Annotated in this window: 18 protein-coding genes and 1 other annotated feature (1 of these 19 cut by a window edge); of the genes, 7 read left to right on the top strand and 11 right to left on the bottom strand. The window is 36.2% G+C overall.

Going from position 1 to position 16,802, the window contains the following annotated elements:
• Positions 1-68: 68 nt before the first annotated feature.
• The 7 genes from X953_RS08945 to sigK all read left to right on the top strand — a co-directional run bounded on the left by X953_RS08945 (position 69) and on the right by sigK (position 7,055).
• The gene (locus X953_RS08945) at positions 69-2,390 is read left to right on the top strand and encodes a Na+/H+ antiporter subunit A (protein WP_040955261.1); all 2,322 of its coding nucleotides are present in this window, start codon (positions 69-71) and stop codon (positions 2,388-2,390) included.
• A complete protein-coding gene (locus X953_RS08940) occupies positions 2,390-2,728 on the top strand; it encodes a Na(+)/H(+) antiporter subunit C (RefSeq protein WP_040955260.1) in 339 nt (112 codons plus the stop codon). Before X953_RS08945 ends, X953_RS08940 begins: the two co-directional genes overlap by 1 nt.
• Positions 2,721-4,202: a Na+/H+ antiporter subunit D gene (locus X953_RS08935; RefSeq protein ID WP_040955259.1), complete on the top strand. Its 1,482-nt coding sequence runs from the start codon at positions 2,721-2,723 to the stop codon at positions 4,200-4,202. Before X953_RS08940 ends, X953_RS08935 begins: the two co-directional genes overlap by 8 nt.
• Positions 4,203-4,208: 6 nt before the next feature.
• On the top strand, positions 4,209-4,685 hold the full coding sequence (locus X953_RS08930; protein ID WP_040955258.1) for a Na+/H+ antiporter subunit E: 477 nt from the start codon (positions 4,209-4,211) through the stop codon (positions 4,683-4,685).
• Positions 4,682-4,993 carry a monovalent cation/H+ antiporter complex subunit F gene (locus tag X953_RS08925; RefSeq protein ID WP_040955257.1) on the top strand — a complete coding sequence of 104 codons (312 nt, stop codon included), beginning with the start codon at positions 4,682-4,684 and terminating at the stop codon, positions 4,991-4,993. The genes X953_RS08930 and X953_RS08925 overlap by 4 nt, the downstream gene beginning before the upstream one ends.
• Positions 4,974-5,360, top strand: coding sequence for a monovalent cation/H(+) antiporter subunit G (gene mnhG / locus X953_RS08920; protein ID WP_040955256.1), 387 nt, complete (start codon positions 4,974-4,976; stop codon positions 5,358-5,360). Before X953_RS08925 ends, mnhG begins: the two co-directional genes overlap by 20 nt.
• Positions 5,361-6,347: 987 nt before the next feature.
• On the top strand, positions 6,348-7,055 hold the full coding sequence (gene sigK / locus X953_RS08915) for an RNA polymerase sporulation sigma factor SigK (RefSeq protein WP_040955255.1): 708 nt from the start codon (positions 6,348-6,350) through the stop codon (positions 7,053-7,055).
• A gap of 73 nt (positions 7,056-7,128) precedes the next feature.
• On the opposite strand, the gene X953_RS08910 is transcribed toward sigK, so the two are convergent.
• The 11 genes from X953_RS08910 to alaS all read right to left on the bottom strand — a co-directional run bounded on the left by X953_RS08910 (position 7,129) and on the right by alaS (position 16,679).
• The gene (locus X953_RS08910; RefSeq protein WP_040955254.1) at positions 7,129-7,362 is read right to left on the bottom strand and encodes a YrhC family protein; all 234 of its coding nucleotides are present in this window, start codon (positions 7,360-7,362) and stop codon (positions 7,129-7,131) included.
• Positions 7,363-7,436: 74 nt separating this feature from the next.
• On the bottom strand, positions 7,437-8,123 hold the full coding sequence (gene mtnN / locus X953_RS08905) for a 5'-methylthioadenosine/S-adenosylhomocysteine nucleosidase (RefSeq protein ID WP_040955253.1): 687 nt from the start codon (positions 8,121-8,123) through the stop codon (positions 7,437-7,439).
• Positions 8,124-8,147: 24 nt separating this feature from the next.
• Complete coding sequence (locus X953_RS08900) at positions 8,148-8,801, bottom strand: YrrS family protein (protein WP_040955252.1); 654 nt, start codon at positions 8,799-8,801, stop codon at positions 8,148-8,150.
• Between the two features lie 134 nt (positions 8,802-8,935).
• Positions 8,936-9,412, bottom strand: coding sequence for a transcription elongation factor GreA (gene greA / locus X953_RS08895; protein ID WP_040955251.1), 477 nt, complete (start codon positions 9,410-9,412; stop codon positions 8,936-8,938).
• Between the two features lie 143 nt (positions 9,413-9,555).
• Positions 9,556-10,191 carry a uridine kinase gene (udk, locus tag X953_RS08890; RefSeq protein WP_040955250.1) on the bottom strand — a complete coding sequence of 212 codons (636 nt, stop codon included), beginning with the start codon at positions 10,189-10,191 and terminating at the stop codon, positions 9,556-9,558.
• Positions 10,192-10,195: 4 nt separating this feature from the next.
• Positions 10,196-10,843 (bottom strand): O-methyltransferase, encoded by a 648-nt coding sequence (locus X953_RS08885; RefSeq protein WP_040955249.1) that lies wholly within the window; start codon positions 10,841-10,843, stop codon positions 10,196-10,198.
• A 112-nt stretch (positions 10,844-10,955) separates the two neighbouring features.
• Positions 10,956-12,074, bottom strand: a complete 1,119-nt coding sequence (mltG, locus tag X953_RS08880) for an endolytic transglycosylase MltG (RefSeq protein WP_040955248.1) — start codon at positions 12,072-12,074, stop codon at positions 10,956-10,958.
• Positions 12,075-12,894: 820 nt separating this feature from the next.
• On the bottom strand, positions 12,895-13,185 hold the full coding sequence (locus X953_RS08870) for a DUF1292 domain-containing protein (protein ID WP_040955246.1): 291 nt from the start codon (positions 13,183-13,185) through the stop codon (positions 12,895-12,897).
• A 12-nt stretch (positions 13,186-13,197) separates the two neighbouring features.
• On the bottom strand, positions 13,198-13,611 hold the full coding sequence (ruvX, locus tag X953_RS08865; RefSeq protein WP_040955245.1) for a Holliday junction resolvase RuvX: 414 nt from the start codon (positions 13,609-13,611) through the stop codon (positions 13,198-13,200).
• Complete coding sequence (locus tag X953_RS08860) at positions 13,612-13,878, bottom strand: IreB family regulatory phosphoprotein (protein WP_040955244.1); 267 nt, start codon at positions 13,876-13,878, stop codon at positions 13,612-13,614.
• 161 nt (positions 13,879-14,039) lie between these two features.
• Positions 14,040-16,679: an alanine--tRNA ligase gene (gene alaS / locus X953_RS08855; protein ID WP_040955243.1), complete on the bottom strand. Its 2,640-nt coding sequence runs from the start codon at positions 16,677-16,679 to the stop codon at positions 14,040-14,042.
• A 55-nt stretch (positions 16,680-16,734) separates the two neighbouring features.
• Positions 16,735-16,802 (bottom strand) — a binding site (T-box leader) (it continues 142 nt past the right edge of the window).

Genomic DNA, 16,802 nt, shown 5'->3' with positions numbered 1-16,802 from the left:
TGGCTATTTAAGCAACATAATGTGCAATAATTAGACAGCCTTATTTTTATAGAGGAGGATAAATTTTAATGATATTTGCAGTGTTAATACCACTCATTATTGCATGTTTTATTCCATTATTAAGTAAATTAAAAGATAAGATACATACTGGCATTTTTGTCTTTTTCGTGCCATTTCTTATATTTTTGTATTTTGTCCAATTTTTAGGGGAAGATTTCCAGCCAATTCGACATACATATAATTGGATCCCATCCTTGGGAATTAACTTTGATTTTTATTTGGATGGTTTAAGTTTACTATTTGCTTTATTAATTAGTGGGATTGGAGCACTTGTTGTTCTCTATTCTATCTTCTATCTTAGTAAACAGGAAAGACTTGGTAGCTTTTATGTCTACTTGCTCATGTTTATGACAGCGATGCTTGGCGTAGTGTTATCAGACAATATCTTTGTTTTGTATACATTTTGGGAATTGACCTCCATTTCTTCATTCTTACTTATTGGCTATTGGCATTTCAAAGAACGATCAAGGTATGGAGCTCTTAAAAGTATGCTAATCACTATATTTGGTGGTTTAAGCATGTTTGGTGGATTTATATTGCTTTGGGTAGTTACCGGAACTACAAGTATCCAAGAGATGATCAATCAAGTAGATATCATTCTAAACAGTTCTTATTTACCTTTAATTTTAGCTTTTGTTCTATTAGGCGCCTTCACAAAGTCTGCACAGTTTCCGTTTCATATCTGGTTACCTGATGCAATGGAAGCACCAACCCCTGTTAGTGCTTATTTACATTCCGCAACAATGGTAAAAGCTGGATTATTTCTTATTGCACGTTTTTCGCCCATCTTTTCTGGGAGTGAGTGGTTCTTTATTGTTGTAAGCCTGGTAGGTATTATTACTCTGTGCTGGGGCTCTTATATGGCCGTACGACAAACGGATCTTAAAGCAATCTTAGCATTTTCAACGATCAGTCAACTGGGAATGATTATGGCGATGCTTGGTTTTGGAACCACTGCTGCGGTGTTTGCAGCAATATTCCATATTCTGAATCATGCTACCTTCAAAGGCAGTTTATTCATGGTTGCTGGCATTATTGACCATGAAACAGGGACTCGTGATATTAGAAAACTTGGCGGTTTGATTACATTCCTTCCAATAACAGCTACACTTGCGTTATTTGGAACCTTCTCTATGGCGGGGGTACCACTGCCATTTCTAAATGGATTTTACAGTAAAGAATTGTTTTTTGATGCAACACTTCATTTAGAAAACACGACCTTTTTAGCTGAAGTAATCCCTTATTTAGCGGTATTTGGAAGTATCTTCACGTTTGTATATTCCATGTACTTTTTCTTTGGTGTTTTCACTGGTCCAAAGCAGTTGGATAAACTTCCTAAAAAACCACATGAAGCTCCAATTGGAATGTTACTCTCTCCAATTGTACTTGTGGCAGGAGTCATTCTAATCGGCTTATTTCCAAATATAGTCAATGCTCCGTTCCTTTTACATGCAGCACAGGCAGTCAATCCTGATGTAGAATTCCATAAAGTTTACTTTTGGCATGGAATTGACAGTCCGGCACTTCATATGTCACTAATTGTTGTAGCCATTGGAATTATCCTTTTTGTAACAAGGAAAAAATGGAGCAAGGTATATACCATCTTACCTGGTAAATTAAGTCTAAATAAGGTTTATGACCAAATTGTTGAAAAACTGGATGTGATCTCAGGAGCGATTACTCGATCTTATATGACTGGCTCCCTGAAGAACTATATGTCAATTATTCTGGCAACAACCTTAATTGTTTCCTTTGTATTTATGTTTATTACAAATGGATTTACTTTGGAATATGACTACCTGGCAGATGTAACTATATTAGAGGTATCTGTAGTTATCATTATGATTATTGCAGCTGTAGCTACTATTTTTACCAATCATAATATAGCAGCAATTCTGGTGCTAGGCGTAGTAGGGTATGGTGTGGCAATTTTATTTGTTGTATACAGAGCACCTGACATCGCTTTAACTCAGTTTGTAATTGAAACAGTGACAGTAGCTTTATTTTTGTTATGTTTTTATCATTTGCCCAAAATGCGTAAAACTACTGATAGTGCAGGAACGAAAATGACAAACATGCTTATTTCGGTTGGTTTTGGAGCTCTTATGACGATGGTCGCTATTTCAGCTCATAGCAGTAACTGGTTTGAGTCCATCTCTGACTATTTTGTTGAAACTTCTTATAAACTTGGTGGCGGACATAATATTGTTAACGTCATTTTAGTTGATATGCGGGGACTGGACACATTATTTGAGATAGCTGTTCTGGGGATTGCAGCATTAGCCATCATTGGCCTCATCAAACTCAAAAAAGATAAGGGGGCTCAATAATGGAGATTATTACATCCATTTTAGCAGGGATACTTTTCGCAACAGCCATATATAATTTGCTGCAAAAACAGCTTTTACGAATCGTAATCGGGACAGCTTTACTGTCTCATGGCGCCCATATTTTTATTTTAACAATGGGGAAACTTAAAACAGGCCAGCCACCTATTCTTACGGAGGGCGTAACTGACTATACAGACCCCCTTCCCCAAGCTTTAATTCTAACCTCCATTGTAATTAGCTTTGGAGTAACGAGTCTTTTACTGGTATTGGCATACCGAACTACGAAAGAAAACAATACAGATAATATGGAACAATTAAGGGGTAAATCAAATGAGTAATTTAGCAGTTTTACCAATCATCCTTCCATTGGTATCAGCAATTACACTTATTTTTTTCAATTCAAAGGTGAATATATCAAGAAAGTTAACACAGTTATTTTCTGTGATAAGTCTTTTGGTTTCTTGCTATATCGTTTGGAAGGTATTTACTGATGGAACAATTATCTTGGAAACAGGTGCATGGGTTGCTCCATATGGGATTATTCTCGTCATGGATTCCCTTGCATCCCTGCTTATATTAACTACAAACCTTGTAGCAACCGTTTGTGCTTTTTATGCACCACATGCAGGACTGGAAAAAAAGGAAAGCTATTATTTCTATCCTTTTTTCTTTTTCTTAATCACAGGTGTCTCAGGTGCTTTTATAACTGGAGATTTATTTAACCTATTTGTATTTTTCGAAGTACTTCTCATGGCTTCCTATGGTTTAATTGTTTTAGGTGGCGGAAAGGTGCAGTTAAGAGAGTCTTTAAAATACTTATTAATAAACCTTTTCTCTTCTATGCTATTCGTTACAGCTATAGCCTTCCTGTATGCTGTTGTTGGTACTGTAAATATGGCTCAGATTGGTCAGCGCGTACAAGAAGTAGAGCAACAAGGAATATTAACCACCATTGGAATATTACTCTTTTTCGTATTTGCTACGAAAGCGGCCCTATTTCCGCTGTATTACTGGCTTCCTAAATCTTATATTGTGCCTAATCCTGTCATATCAGCTTTATTCGGAGCGTTATTGACGAAGGTTGGAATTTACTCCATTCTTCGTGTGTTCTCCCTAATCTTTGTCTATAAGCTAGAATTAACCCATGAATTATTTATATGGGTTGCAGGACTTTCCATGGTGTTTGGAATTATCGGCGCACTATCGACCAATAACATAAAGTTAATTATTGCGTATAACATCATTCCAGCTATTGGTTTCATTCTTTTGGGAATCGGTACATTTACTATAGATGGTATAAGTGGCTCTATCTATTATTTAATCCATGACATGATTATCAAGTCTGTACTCTTCTTACTAGTGGGTGCAATTGTTTATGTAGCAGGTACATCTGATTTAAGAAAAATGGGCGGTTTAATTCATTACTACCCTGTACTTGGTTGGTTATTGTTTATTTCCGCATTTGTTCTGGCTGGTATTCCACCCTTCAGTGGTTTTATCGGAAAGCTACTATTGCTTAAAGGAGCATTTGCAACTGGCCATATTGCCATTGTAATTATTGGTTTACTTACCAGCCTATTGATCCTATATTCAATCATGAAGATTTTCATTTATGGTTTCTGGGGCGATAAAGAAATGTTGGGGAAACTGGAAAAGAAATCAACAAAAGGACTGGTTGCTCCCATTGCCTTTCTATTAACCTTTTCAATTCTATTGGGAGTAGGTGCTGAATTTGTTTATCCACATATAGATTCGATTGCAGCCTATATATTAGATCCGCAAATATATATCGATTCTGTTTTAAAGGAGTAATGTTAAATGACATTTCAAATAGTTATTAATCTTATTATTGCTTTTATGTGGATGTTTCTAAGTGAAGCCTATTCAGCCACTAATTTTTTTGCAGGATACTTATTAGGTGTTCTACTATTGTTACTATTAAATAGGTTTGTGCCTGATACTTTTTATCTGCGACGATTTATTAAGATTATCAGTTTAATCTTATTATTTATTAAAGAACTGATTTCTTCAAATATTGATATTGTTAAAGTTGTCTATACTCCAAAGCCGAATGTAGAACCAGGTATTTTCGCATTGCCAATAGACTTAAAGAGTAACTGGGAAATCACATTACTTGCCAATTTAATTACATTAACACCAGGTACCCTTTCAGTTGCTATTTCCAATGATAATACTCAATTATTTATACATGCAATGGATATTGATGATACGGAAGAGTCTATAAACTCAATTAAAGACACGTTTGAGAAAGCAATTATGGAGGTGACAAGATGAATGATTTCCTACAGTTAACAGAGCAAATCCTTCAAGTCTCCTTGGTTATTTGCTTTATTGGAATAGCTGCTTCACTAATCTTATTGCTTTACCAGGTAATGATAGGCCCTACTCAGCCTGATAGAGCGGTAGCATTAGATACAATGGGTATTAATATAATGGCTTTAGCAGGACTATTATCCATCTCTATCGTTACCTCCAAACTAAATGATGTAGTCCTTTTAATAGGGATCCTATCATTTTTGGGAACTTTAGCTATTGCCAAATATCTGGAAAAGGGTGTTATCATTGATAGAAATTTGGAGTAATATAATTATCAATATACTTGTTATCCTATTTATCCTTGTTGGAACATTTTTTATTTTGTCAGCTTCTATAGGGATAGTGAGATTTCCAGATGTGTATACAAGACTTCATGCTGCGACAAAAGCCTCGACATTGGGGATTGCATGTATTCTAATCGGTGGCTTTTTATTCTTGTACGGATCGCACGGAATTGTCAGTGGTAAGTTATTATTGGCTGTTGTATTTATTTTGTTAACAGCTCCGGTATCTGCTCATATGATCGCCCGGGCTGCTCACCAAAAAGGTGTAAAACCTTACCTAAAAAGCCGTACAGATGAGTATGAAGATGCAATACAAAATTATAATAAGAAGAAGCAACCTTTAAAGTGACTGTAAACCACAGTCACTTTTTTTCTTAGGAATTTTAAATTATAGAATCTAATATATATTTTAGTTTTAGACAATGATTCTCAATATAGATAAACTACGACGTAACTTGTTGAGAATGGAGTAATTCATTTTACACAGGAAGCACCCATTGATTTGCGTTTCAGGCGGACGCTTTCCGCCGGCATGGCCTCAGCCGCTTCCTCCGCTACGCTCCGTCCAGGGTCTTCGCCTCATGCTATTCCGGCAGGAGTCGCGGGCCAACAGGACGTTGGTCATGCAATCGTTGCCACAGGACGTGGCGTTCTTAGATTGCCGCCCTCCACTCCTAATCAATTCGTACACAACACATTCTGGGTGTATGCGAACGCAGTTTTTCTTCGTAGATATAATAATAATTAGTAGCGAAGGGGAAATATGGAGACTCCTGCGGGAGGAGAGGCCTCAATGAGACCCCCGAACGCGTAGCGTGAGGAGGCTCATCAGCCGCCCGCGGAAAGCGGAATATTTCCCCGTAGCGGTGATTTACGCAGTCTCTATATTCTTAGTTAGGTCGCAGTTTCCTCCTACATTGAATTTACGAGCTGAAATTGGGCCCGACATTTGCAGTAGAACCAAACTATAAAATTTAATTTTTTAATAATTTACTCGTTTAGACATCTTAAACTTCAGCATGTTTTCATCGATTTTTGTATACTTATCCCTTTGTTAAATAAGTTACCAGTTTTAGCGCAATGGTTTTTTGAAATCAAGGGTAAAATCTTCTCCTCCTCCTTAGATTAGAACTACTATTACATATATCCAAAAAAGATTCTTACTTTAAAACCTTTTATTTTTATTGGACAGACACAAAACTTTCACTGTTGACATAGGAATGTTATATAGGCATAAGCCCACCAGTACTTTGTGGGTGGGGTGGCGATCTTTCAGATGGAGAAAGTACCAATGATTAAATGTTGTAGTTTGTTATTTTAAGGAGGTGATTATAGTTTGTCCGGAATTCTAAGTGTTCTCGGGCTTTTAATTAAAGAAGCTTTATTCTTTGTTTCATATGTGAAAAATCATGCTTTTCCGCAACCACTATCCAAAGAAGAAGAAGCAAAGTATATTAAGTTAATGGAGGAAGGTAACGAAGAAGCAAGAAATAAACTCATCGAACATAATTTGCGCTTAGTTGCACATATCGTTAAAAAATTTGAAAATACAGGAGAGGATGTTGAAGACCTCATTTCAATTGGCACTATTGGGCTTATTAAAGGAGTAGAAAGCTTTTCTACTGGTAAAGGAACAAAACTCGCAACATATGCAGCAAGGTGTATAGAAAATGAAATTTTAATGCATTTACGAGCATTAAAGAAGGTTAAAAAGGACGTTTCCCTCCAAGATCCAATCGGCCAGGATAAGGAAGGAAATGAGATTAGTCTTATAGATATTTTAGAGGCGGAAAACGAAAATATATTAGAATATATACAATTAAATATGGAAATAGAAAGAATGCAAGACTACTTCAGCATACTGGATAAACGTGAACGTGAAGTAATTGTATACCGCTACGGATTGAACGATTATGAAGAAATGACGCAACGTGAAATTGCCAAGAAATTAAATATCTCTAGAAGTTACGTTTCACGTATTGAAAAAAGAGCTTTAATGAAAGTCTTTCACGAGTATTATCGCAGAGAAAGAAAACTCAAATAATGTAACACACCTCTTCCAACACTCTCCATCCAAAATTAAATAAAAAAGAGCGCTATCTATAATTAAGTATAGATTAGCGCTCTTGACTAATTTTATCTTGAATTCCTTTACCTTTTCCAATAAACCATATTCCAGCTGATACTGAAATCAAGGAAAGCAAAAATAAAATTCCACCATGAGAGGATGGTTGTAAATATGTTTTTATAAGACCACCCATATATAAATAACTGCTTAAGATTAACAATGCGGAAACAAAACGTTGATAGTCTATAAGTTGATTCTCTAATTCTTTCTTCTTATCTTTCATTTTACCTCCCCTTTCCTTCCATAAAAATAGTAACATAATTTACGGTAGAGTGAAGTAGGTAATTTATGGTGTTATTATAGAGTTTTTAACATTGACAAAATTAAATTGGCTGCATTTTCTGCTGCCTTCTGTAAAAATGTATCAAATGAAATAGAGGACTCCTTACCAGCAATATCTGATAAAGCCCTTATGATTACAAATGGTGTATTATATTGGTGACAAACTTGGGCTATTGCGGCCGCCTCCATTTCTGCAGCAATCATGCTTGGAAATTTTCCTTTCACCCAAGCTACACGTTCAGCATCATCCATGAATGAATCACCTGTAGCAATAATACCTTGCTCATAAGAGATAGGCAAGGTTTGTACAGCTGCTATAGCTTTGGCCGCCAACTCCGCATCTACTGAGAACATTGCTGGCATACCGGGCACTTGTCCGTAGGCATAATTAAATGCTGTTACATCTACATCGTGATGAACTACTTCCGTAGAGATCACAATATCTCCTACTTCCAATTTATTGGAAAAACCTCCTGCTGAGCCAGTATTAATGATATGAGAAGGGTTAAATTTTTCATGCAGTATAGTCGTTGCCATAGCAGCATTTACTTTCCCGATACCAGATTTTAAAATAACCACTTCTTTCTCATCTATTTTTCCTTTAATAAATACACAATTAGCAATCAATACTTCTTCCTTTTCACTCGTCTTACTGACTAGCAAAGCTATTTCTTCGTCCATTGCTCCTATAATGCCTATCATATCATTTCCTCCATTTGAACCGGTTTAATATTTAACCGTTTTTAACTCTTCTAGTTTGGTTGGCTGCCAACCTTTACCTTCAACCCAAGATAAGTAAACACGATATATTTCACTGTTATCTTCGTTCGAGACAGTTGCTTCTACTTTTTGATCTCCTCCGTTGCCTACCCAATGCATAACCAATTTTTGTTCTGGAATATCCGTTACCATTAATACAGCCTCTTTAATTTCAATTCGATCTTGAGAACCATCACTATAGTTGGTGGTATGAGGTTCCTCCTGTTCTGTGCCTATTGGTTTCCAGTCCGCAGTATAAGCTTTTAATACATTTTCATCTGAAGAATCAATTTCTTGCTTTTCTATCTCTCCCTGTTTCTCATCTTCTTTATCCGTATTTTCTTCATCCTCTGAGCTACTTTCCTCTTTCCCATTTTCCGTATCTTCAGTAGATTCTTTTTCATAAAAACTCTCGTTCTCTTCATCAGTAGAATTTTGCTCTTCTTGGGAAGACGGCTTTGTCTGATCCGTAGTTTTCTCTTTATCCCCACCGCCAAATATCCAAATACCAATAAGAAGGATTAGCAATACAGCACCTAAAATAAGTAATACGGATATAGACTTCGTTGTCTTTCGTCGCTTTTCAAACTTATCAACTCTTGAGTCATTATTATTAGCCATTTCTCTTCCCCCTTTAATTATCATTGTAATCGTATCTAATTTGGAATAACAAGCTATATGTATTTTGTAGAAAAACAAAAAAAGCGAGTTATCCTCGCTTTTTTGCTTTCCGTTATACAATTCAAGCGGGACTTCTATTCAACGTTCACAATTTTAACTTGAATTTCTCCCCCCGGGGTAACCACCGCTACCTCCGTTCCGACTTCTTGCCCTAATAAGCTTTTAGCCATCGGAGAATCGTTTGAAATCTTACCTTCAAAAGGATCAGCCTCTGCACTTCCCACAATCATATATGTTTCTTCATCACCATCAGGCAGCTCCTGAAAAGTTACAGATTTCCCTAAAGAAACCACATTCGGATTATCATTATCATTTTCTATTATAACCGCATTACGGATCATTTTCTCTACTTGAGCTATACGTGATTCAACGAATGCTTGCTCATCTTTTGCTGCATCATATTCGGAGTTCTCAGAAAGATCACCAAAGTCACGTGCCACTTTAATTCTTTCAACTACTTCCTGTCTTCTATCTGTCTTTAAGTAATGTAATTCCTCTTCTAATTTCTGTTTACCTTCCTGTGTCATATAATAACTTTTTTCGATTGCCATGAAATACACTCCTTTTTCTATCTTCCTAACAGTTAAATAATATACTATATGAGCCATCTAAGCATTTTAGCCCAATTAATAAAAAGATGCTAAAACTTACTATGGCAGACTTTATTTAATTTTTCAATAGTTTGCTTCTGAAATTATTTTTCCTTGTTTTTCGACAAAATGTTTTCTATTTTAGTTGCCATAATATCAATAGCTACTAAATTCTGTCCCCCTTCAGGGATAATTATGTCAGCATAACGCTTTGTTGGTTCAATAAATTGTAAATGGGATGGCCGAACATTATTTATATACTGATCAATCACAGAATCCAATGTTCTCCCTCTTTCCTTTATATCACGCAATAAACGTCTAATTATTCGTAGATCAGCATCTGTATCAACAAAGACCTTTATATCCATTAAATCAACAAGCCGTGGGTCTTCTAAAATTAATATACCTTCTAAAATAATTACTTCCTTTGGTTCTACTTTTATTGTTTCGTCTGAACGCGTATGGATCTTATAATCATATACCGGTTTATCAATTGACTTATGATTCATTAATTCATGCAAATGCTCAATCAATAAATCATTATCAAAAGCCAATGGATGATCATAATTGGTGTTCAGTCTTTCTTCAAAAGGAAGGTGGCTTTGATCTTTATAATAATAATCCTGTTCAATAACGAGAATTGTTTTATCGGAAAATCGATTACAGATCGATCTGGTTACCGAAGTTTTACCACTACCGCTCCCACCGGCAACACCGATCACAACTGGTTTTTTATTCATGAAGTCAATTCCCCTTTATATTGGTTTTCAAACTGATGGCTACCCCATCACCTATAGGCACAATGGAAGTTGAAAAATGGGGGTGATTGAGAAGCCATTCATTGTACCCTCTGATTTTTTCTACCATTTTTTCATGCCGCCGATGCGCTTCCTCTGGTTTAGCTACATAACCTCTAAATAATACATTATCTGAGATAATTAATCCATCGTTTACTAAAACCCGTTCGGAAAGATTAAAAAAATCTCTATATTTTCCTTTTGCGGCATCAATAAAAACGAAGTCGAACGAATTATCCTCCAATTCCTTTAGCTTCTCCAAAGCATCGCCTAACAAAACCTTTATACTGTGTTCTTTATTATTTTCTTTTATATTACTAAGAGCTTGTTGATATCTTACTTCATCTTTTTCAATAGTAATAATCTCTGAGTCCGGAAAAGCTTCGGACATTCTTAAGGCAGAATATCCGATCGCTGTACCTATTTCTAAAATTCGCGTTGGTTTTTTCATTTTAACTAGCTGTACGACAAAGTTCATACTAACACGATCCATGATAGGTACGTGGTTTTCCTTAGCTTCAACCTCTAATTTTTCAGCCCACTCCGGCGAGGATGGTAGGATGTCATTTAAATAATTTTTTACGTACTCATTCACAATAATCCCTCAATTCTTTAAAACACTGATTATATCTAGACAAAGAATGATTTGACAAATAGAAATAAAATAGAAAATGTGAAAGTCACTTCACACTTCCTATTTATTCTGTCTAATCAATATACTTTTTCCTATATTCCTTGTGCTCATCCAATGTTTTTGAATAGTATATATTCCCCTCACCATCGTGAAGGAAATACAAGTATTCCGACTCAACTGGGTTGATAACAGCCTTTAACGAGCTTTCAGAAAAATTACCAATAGGACCAACTGGTAAACCGCTTATATGGTATGTGTTATATGGAGATTCTATTTCCAAATCCTCAAAAAGCACTCTGTCTTTATGTTTTCCTAAGGCATATAATACAGTGGGATCAGTTTGAAGCTTCATCCCTTCCTCTAGACGATTAACAAAAACACTGGCAATTTCTTTCCGTTGCTCTTTTGTACTTGCTTCTTTTTCAACTAACGAAGCAAAAGTTAGTGCTTCATGAACAGTATAATCTGAAGCTGCTATTTCATCCAAGTACTTATTTAAAACAGACTCAGTCTTTTTCAACATATTTTCGATCACCACTTCTACTTTAGGATCTTTTTCATAGAAGTCGTATGTTGCTGCGAAGAGATACCCTTCGAGAGGTGTACGAATTTCTGGATTTAGTATGTCTTTTTTAAGAACAGCTGGATATTTGTTCATTAGTTCTTCAATATAGTCACGGTTATTTACTTTTTCCATAAACTCTTTCTTTGTAAAAGGTAGTTTTTCAGAGTAAATTACAGCCATTTCTTCAATTGTTTTACCTTCTGGTATCGTAACTGTGTATAAAGGATCTGCCATAACTTTACCTTTTTTTAGAGATTGAATAATCTCATCTATCGTCATAGCTGGTGAAAAAGTATAATCTCCAGCCTGAAATTCAGCTTTATTTTTAAATTTTATGTAAAAGCGAAATACTCGACTATCTTTTATAACACCTTTATCTTCAAGAATGGAAGCAATTGTGGAAGTCGAAGAGCCAATTGGAATTTCCACTTCAATTTTTTCATCGCTCTCTGGATTGACCGGTTGCAATGCAGATTTTATGAATAGATAACCTGATACTCCCCCAATTATAATTATTAGGAGAAGTGAAATAATTATAATTGCTACAATTTTTCTTACTGTTCTTGCCTCTTCACTTCTTACTGCGAGATTTTCTTTGAAATCACCTTGTTTTTCTTTATCGGACATAAAACGCCCCCCTCTCACCCGCTATATTATACTAAAAATCGATAACATATTCCATTAAAATCCTTATATTGTTTATCAAATGACTCTAAATAACATATTCTATTACAAATACTGACTGACATACAAACGTTATCTCATAGTTGGAGTAAACTGCGACGTATCTTTATTGATGAAATGAAAAGCTCAGTGAAATATTTGAGGAGAAGTGCCCCATTGATTTGCGTTTCAGGCGGACGCTTTCACACCTCCGGGTACAAGCGCGACATCTGTTCGTAACCTCACAGTGTCTTCTTTGCCGCCCGGCATGGCTTCAGCCGCTTCCTCCGCTTCGCTACGTCCAGGGTCTTCAGCTCATGCTATTCCGGCAGGAGTCGCCGCCCTACACTCCAATCAATTTGTATGAGCTTTAATATTTCAAATGCGGAGTGGGCCATTCACTTGTACTTGACGATATAAAGTGACCTTTTTACATCTAATACTAAATTTATTTAACGCTAAAAAGTAACACTTAAGCGGAGGAAAATACGGAGACTTCTGGGGGAGATGAGGCATAGGTGAGACCCCGGAATGCGTTAGCATGAGGAGGCTCATCAGCCGCCCCCGAAAAGCGCAGTGTTTTCCGTAGCGGTGGTGCATTCAGATTCAATATTTCAGTGAACTTGCCAGCAACACAGTTATTTTTATACGCTAAAGACGAAAAGTTACGTCGGAGTTTATCTATTTTGTGACTCATTGGATAATCTCCCCATAAGTTATAGCGTCAAACCACTTTAAAAACAATAGCTGATGTCGGTAATGACATCAGCTATTCTGTATATGCTTATTTATTCTCTTCTTCTTCATCTGCCAATGTGTTTAGCATTTCTTCCACCATGTTCCACTCTTCTTCAGAATCGATAGGGAATAGTGACAGATCATCATCATCTTTTTCTTGCTCTTCATAGCGGAAAGCATATACTTCCACTTCTTCATCTTCTGTTTGTTCTACAGGTACCACCGCAATGTAGGATTGATTCGTTTCATCCACATCAAAAGTAAATAAAACCTCAAATAGATGTTCTTCCCCATTTTCGTCTGGGATAATTATTCTTTCTTTCTCTTCTAATGCCATGTTGACACTCCTTTACTTTTGATCAAGGTAACCTTGTAAAATCATTACTGCTGCCATTTTATCAATCACTTTTTTTCGTTTTTTCCTACTCATATCAGCTTCTAATAAAACACGTTCAGCTGCCATTGTAGTCAATCTCTCATCCCATAATTCAGTTGGAATACCGTGTACCTCTTCCACATGCTTTGCAAAAGCCTGGGATGCTTCTCCTCTTTCACCAATTGTACCATTCATGTTTTTAGGTAAGCCAATAATAGCTTTCCCTACTTCATGTTCATTTATAATGTTTTTTAACTCTTCGTCTGCGGATGTTATATTGTTCTCATCCCACTTTATCGTTGTTACACCTTGGGCTGTCCACCCTAAGGTATCACTTACAGCGACTCCAATTGTTTTGGAACCGACATCTAATCCGATTAATTTCATTTAATTTTCCCTTTGTTTTTCAAGATAGAATTTAACTAATTCCTCAATAACTTCATCTCGTTCCACTTTACGAATCAAATTACGTGCATCCTGATGTCTCGGAATATAGGCAGGATCTCCCGACAATAAATAACCAACGATTTGATTAATTGGATTATAACCTTTTTCTTTTAATGCTTCATGTACAGTGAAAAGAATTTGCTTAATATCCTGATCAAAAGGTTCTTCAGAGAAATTAAATTTCATTGTCTTATCAAACGAACTCATCGCGCCACCTCATTTTTAGGAATTCTAGGCTACCAATCTGATGATGAAACCATTGATCTACCGTATATACTAGTCTTTCATAGTTATACTTGTAATTCAAATTATTTCCTTGTTATTCTAATTTTCATTATATCGTTTTGTGTAGAACTATACAAGTTCGACTACTTCGCATTGTCGTTTATATATTGCTCGGCAGATGCTAGAGCATCCTGAATTTTAGCAGGTTCCTTACCACCTGCTTGTGCCATATCAGGGCGTCCTCCACCACCACCACCGCATACTTGAGCAGCTCTTTTAATTAATTGACCGGCATGGATACCTTTATCCATCAGATCTTTGGAAACTCCAGCGGCAAGCTGAACCTTTTGACCATTTTCAGCAGCTAAAAGTATTACCCCTGTTCCCATTTTTTGCTTTAACTCATCAACCATATTTCTTAGTTGGTTCATATCCTTAACATTAACTTTTTGAGTTAGCAAAGGAATGTCATTAATCGTTTCTACTTTATCGAGTAAGCTAGATGCTTCCACATTTGATAATTTTGCACTTAGAGATTCATTCTCTTTTTGTAAAACCTTCATCTCTTGGAAAACACCTTCTATTTTTTCAGGTAGCTTTTCTTCATCTGTTTTCATGAGTTGAGCTGATGTCTGTAAAATATGAAGACGATGATTCAGATATTCATAAGCTTGTTTGCTTGTTACTGCTTCTATCCTTCTAACCCCGGCTCCAATACCACTTTCTGACATAATTTTGAATAATCCAATATCAGAAGTATTTTTCACATGACAACCACCACATAGTTCTATACTATAATCTCCTATTTGAACTACTCTAACAATATCACCATATTTTTCACCAAATAATGCCATTGCGCCCATCTCTTTTGCTTCATCAATCTTTTTATAATTAATGCTGAGCGGATAAGAAGCCCATATTTTTTCATTAACTATTTGCTCTATCTGCTGAATCTCTTCCTCTGTAACAGAGTTGAAATGAGAAAAATCAAATCGCAGGCGATCTGGAGTTACAAGGGATCCTGCTTGGTTTACATGAGTTCCTAATACATCCTTTAAAGCTTGATGGAGTAAATGGGTCGCTGTATGATTTTTTACTACACCCTCTCGGAATGTACTTTCAACCATAACCTTCACCTGATCACCAATATGAAACTCACCGTTTTTCACACGAATACGGTGGATATGCTGTCCTTTTGGTGATTTTTGTACATCCTCAACATATGCTGAAGCTGTATCAGAATAAATCCAACCCTTATCTGCAACTTGTCCACCACTTTCTGCATAGAATGGTGTCTTATTTAAAAATACAAAGACTTCTTCATCCTTGCCAGCAACCTCTACTGTCTTCTGATCATGGATCATAGTAGCAATTATCGCTTTTTCTTCTAACTGATCATATCCAGTAAACTCACTCTCTACTTCAATTTGGCTTAAAATCCCATCTTGTACCTGCATGGAATCAACTTTTTGTCTTGCATTGCGAGCTCGTTCGCGTTGCTTTCGCATTTCCTCATTGAAACCTTCTTCGTCAATAGTAAAACCTTGTTCGTCTACATATTCTTCAGTTAATTCTTTAGGAAATCCATAGGTATCATATAAGCGGAAAACTTCTGATCCAGGAAAAACTGTGCTCCCTTTTTCTTTTTCCTTTTCCATGATAGAAGATAGAATATCAAGTCCATCCTGCAGCGTTTCGTGAAAACGTTCTTCCTCTACTTTAATTATGTTCTTTATAAAGTCTTTTTTATTTAAAACCTCTGGATAGAAGTCTTTCATGATATTCCCAACCGTTTCTACTAATTCATACATGAATGGCTTCTCAATACCAACTTCTTTAGCAAAGCGTACTGCTCTTCGCAGCAACCTGCGTAATACATAACCTCGACCTTCATTTGATGGAACAGCACCATCACCTATTGCAAAGCTAACAGTACGAATATGATCGGCAATTACCTTAAAAGCAGTGTCAGCAGTTTTATTTTTACCATACGTAGTATTTGCAAATGTTTCAGCCTTTTTTATGATTGGCATAAACAAGTCCGTTTCAAAGTTAGTAGGCGTATCTTGGATGACACATACCATTCTTTCCAATCCCATACCTGTATCAATATTCTTTTTAGGTAGCGGTGTATACGTATCGTCCGGGTTATGGTTAAATTGGGAAAAAACTAAATTCCATATTTCTAGATAACGCTCATTTTCTCCCCCTGGATATAATTCTGGCTCATTCGGATCGTCTCCATATCTTTCGCCCCGATCATAAAAAATTTCCGTATTAGGGCCACTTGGTCCTTCCCCAATATCCCAAAAATTTTCCTCTAAGCGGATAATTCGTTCTTTAGGTAACCCGATAACATTCAGCCATAAATCATACGCTTCATCATCCTCTGGATGTACTGTTACAGATAATAAGTCAGGATTAAACCCAATCCATTTTTCACTTGTAAGAAATTCCCAAGCCCATTCTATAGCTTCCTTCTTAAAATATTCACCGATTGAAAAATTACCAAGCATTTCGAAAAACGTATGATGTCTAGCAGTAAAACCTACATTCTCAATATCGTTTGTTCGTATCGATTTCTGGGCATTTACAATACGAGGATTTTCAGGAATAACCCGACCATCAAAATACTTCTTTAATGTAGCTACACCACTGTTAATCCACAAAAGAGTAGGGTCATCCTTTGGTACAAGTGAAGCACTTGGTTCAACGCGGTGATTTTTTTCTTTAAAAAAGTCCAAAAACATTTGTCTGACTTCTGCTGATGTTAAATGTTTCATTTCAATTCCTCCATTAAATAATTTATGAAATTAAAAAAAATCCCCTCTCTGCATATGCAGGGACGAGATTCTATCGCGGTACCACCCTAATTACAAACAAAAATTTCTGTTTGTCACTTCATC

The sequence above is a fragment of the Virgibacillus sp. SK37 genome (genome assembly GCF_000725285.1).
GTDB lineage: Bacteria > Bacillota > Bacilli > Bacillales > Amphibacillaceae > Virgibacillus_Q.
The sequence above is the reverse complement of the archived record's forward strand: the minus strand, read 5'-3'. Positions and strand labels throughout refer to the sequence as shown.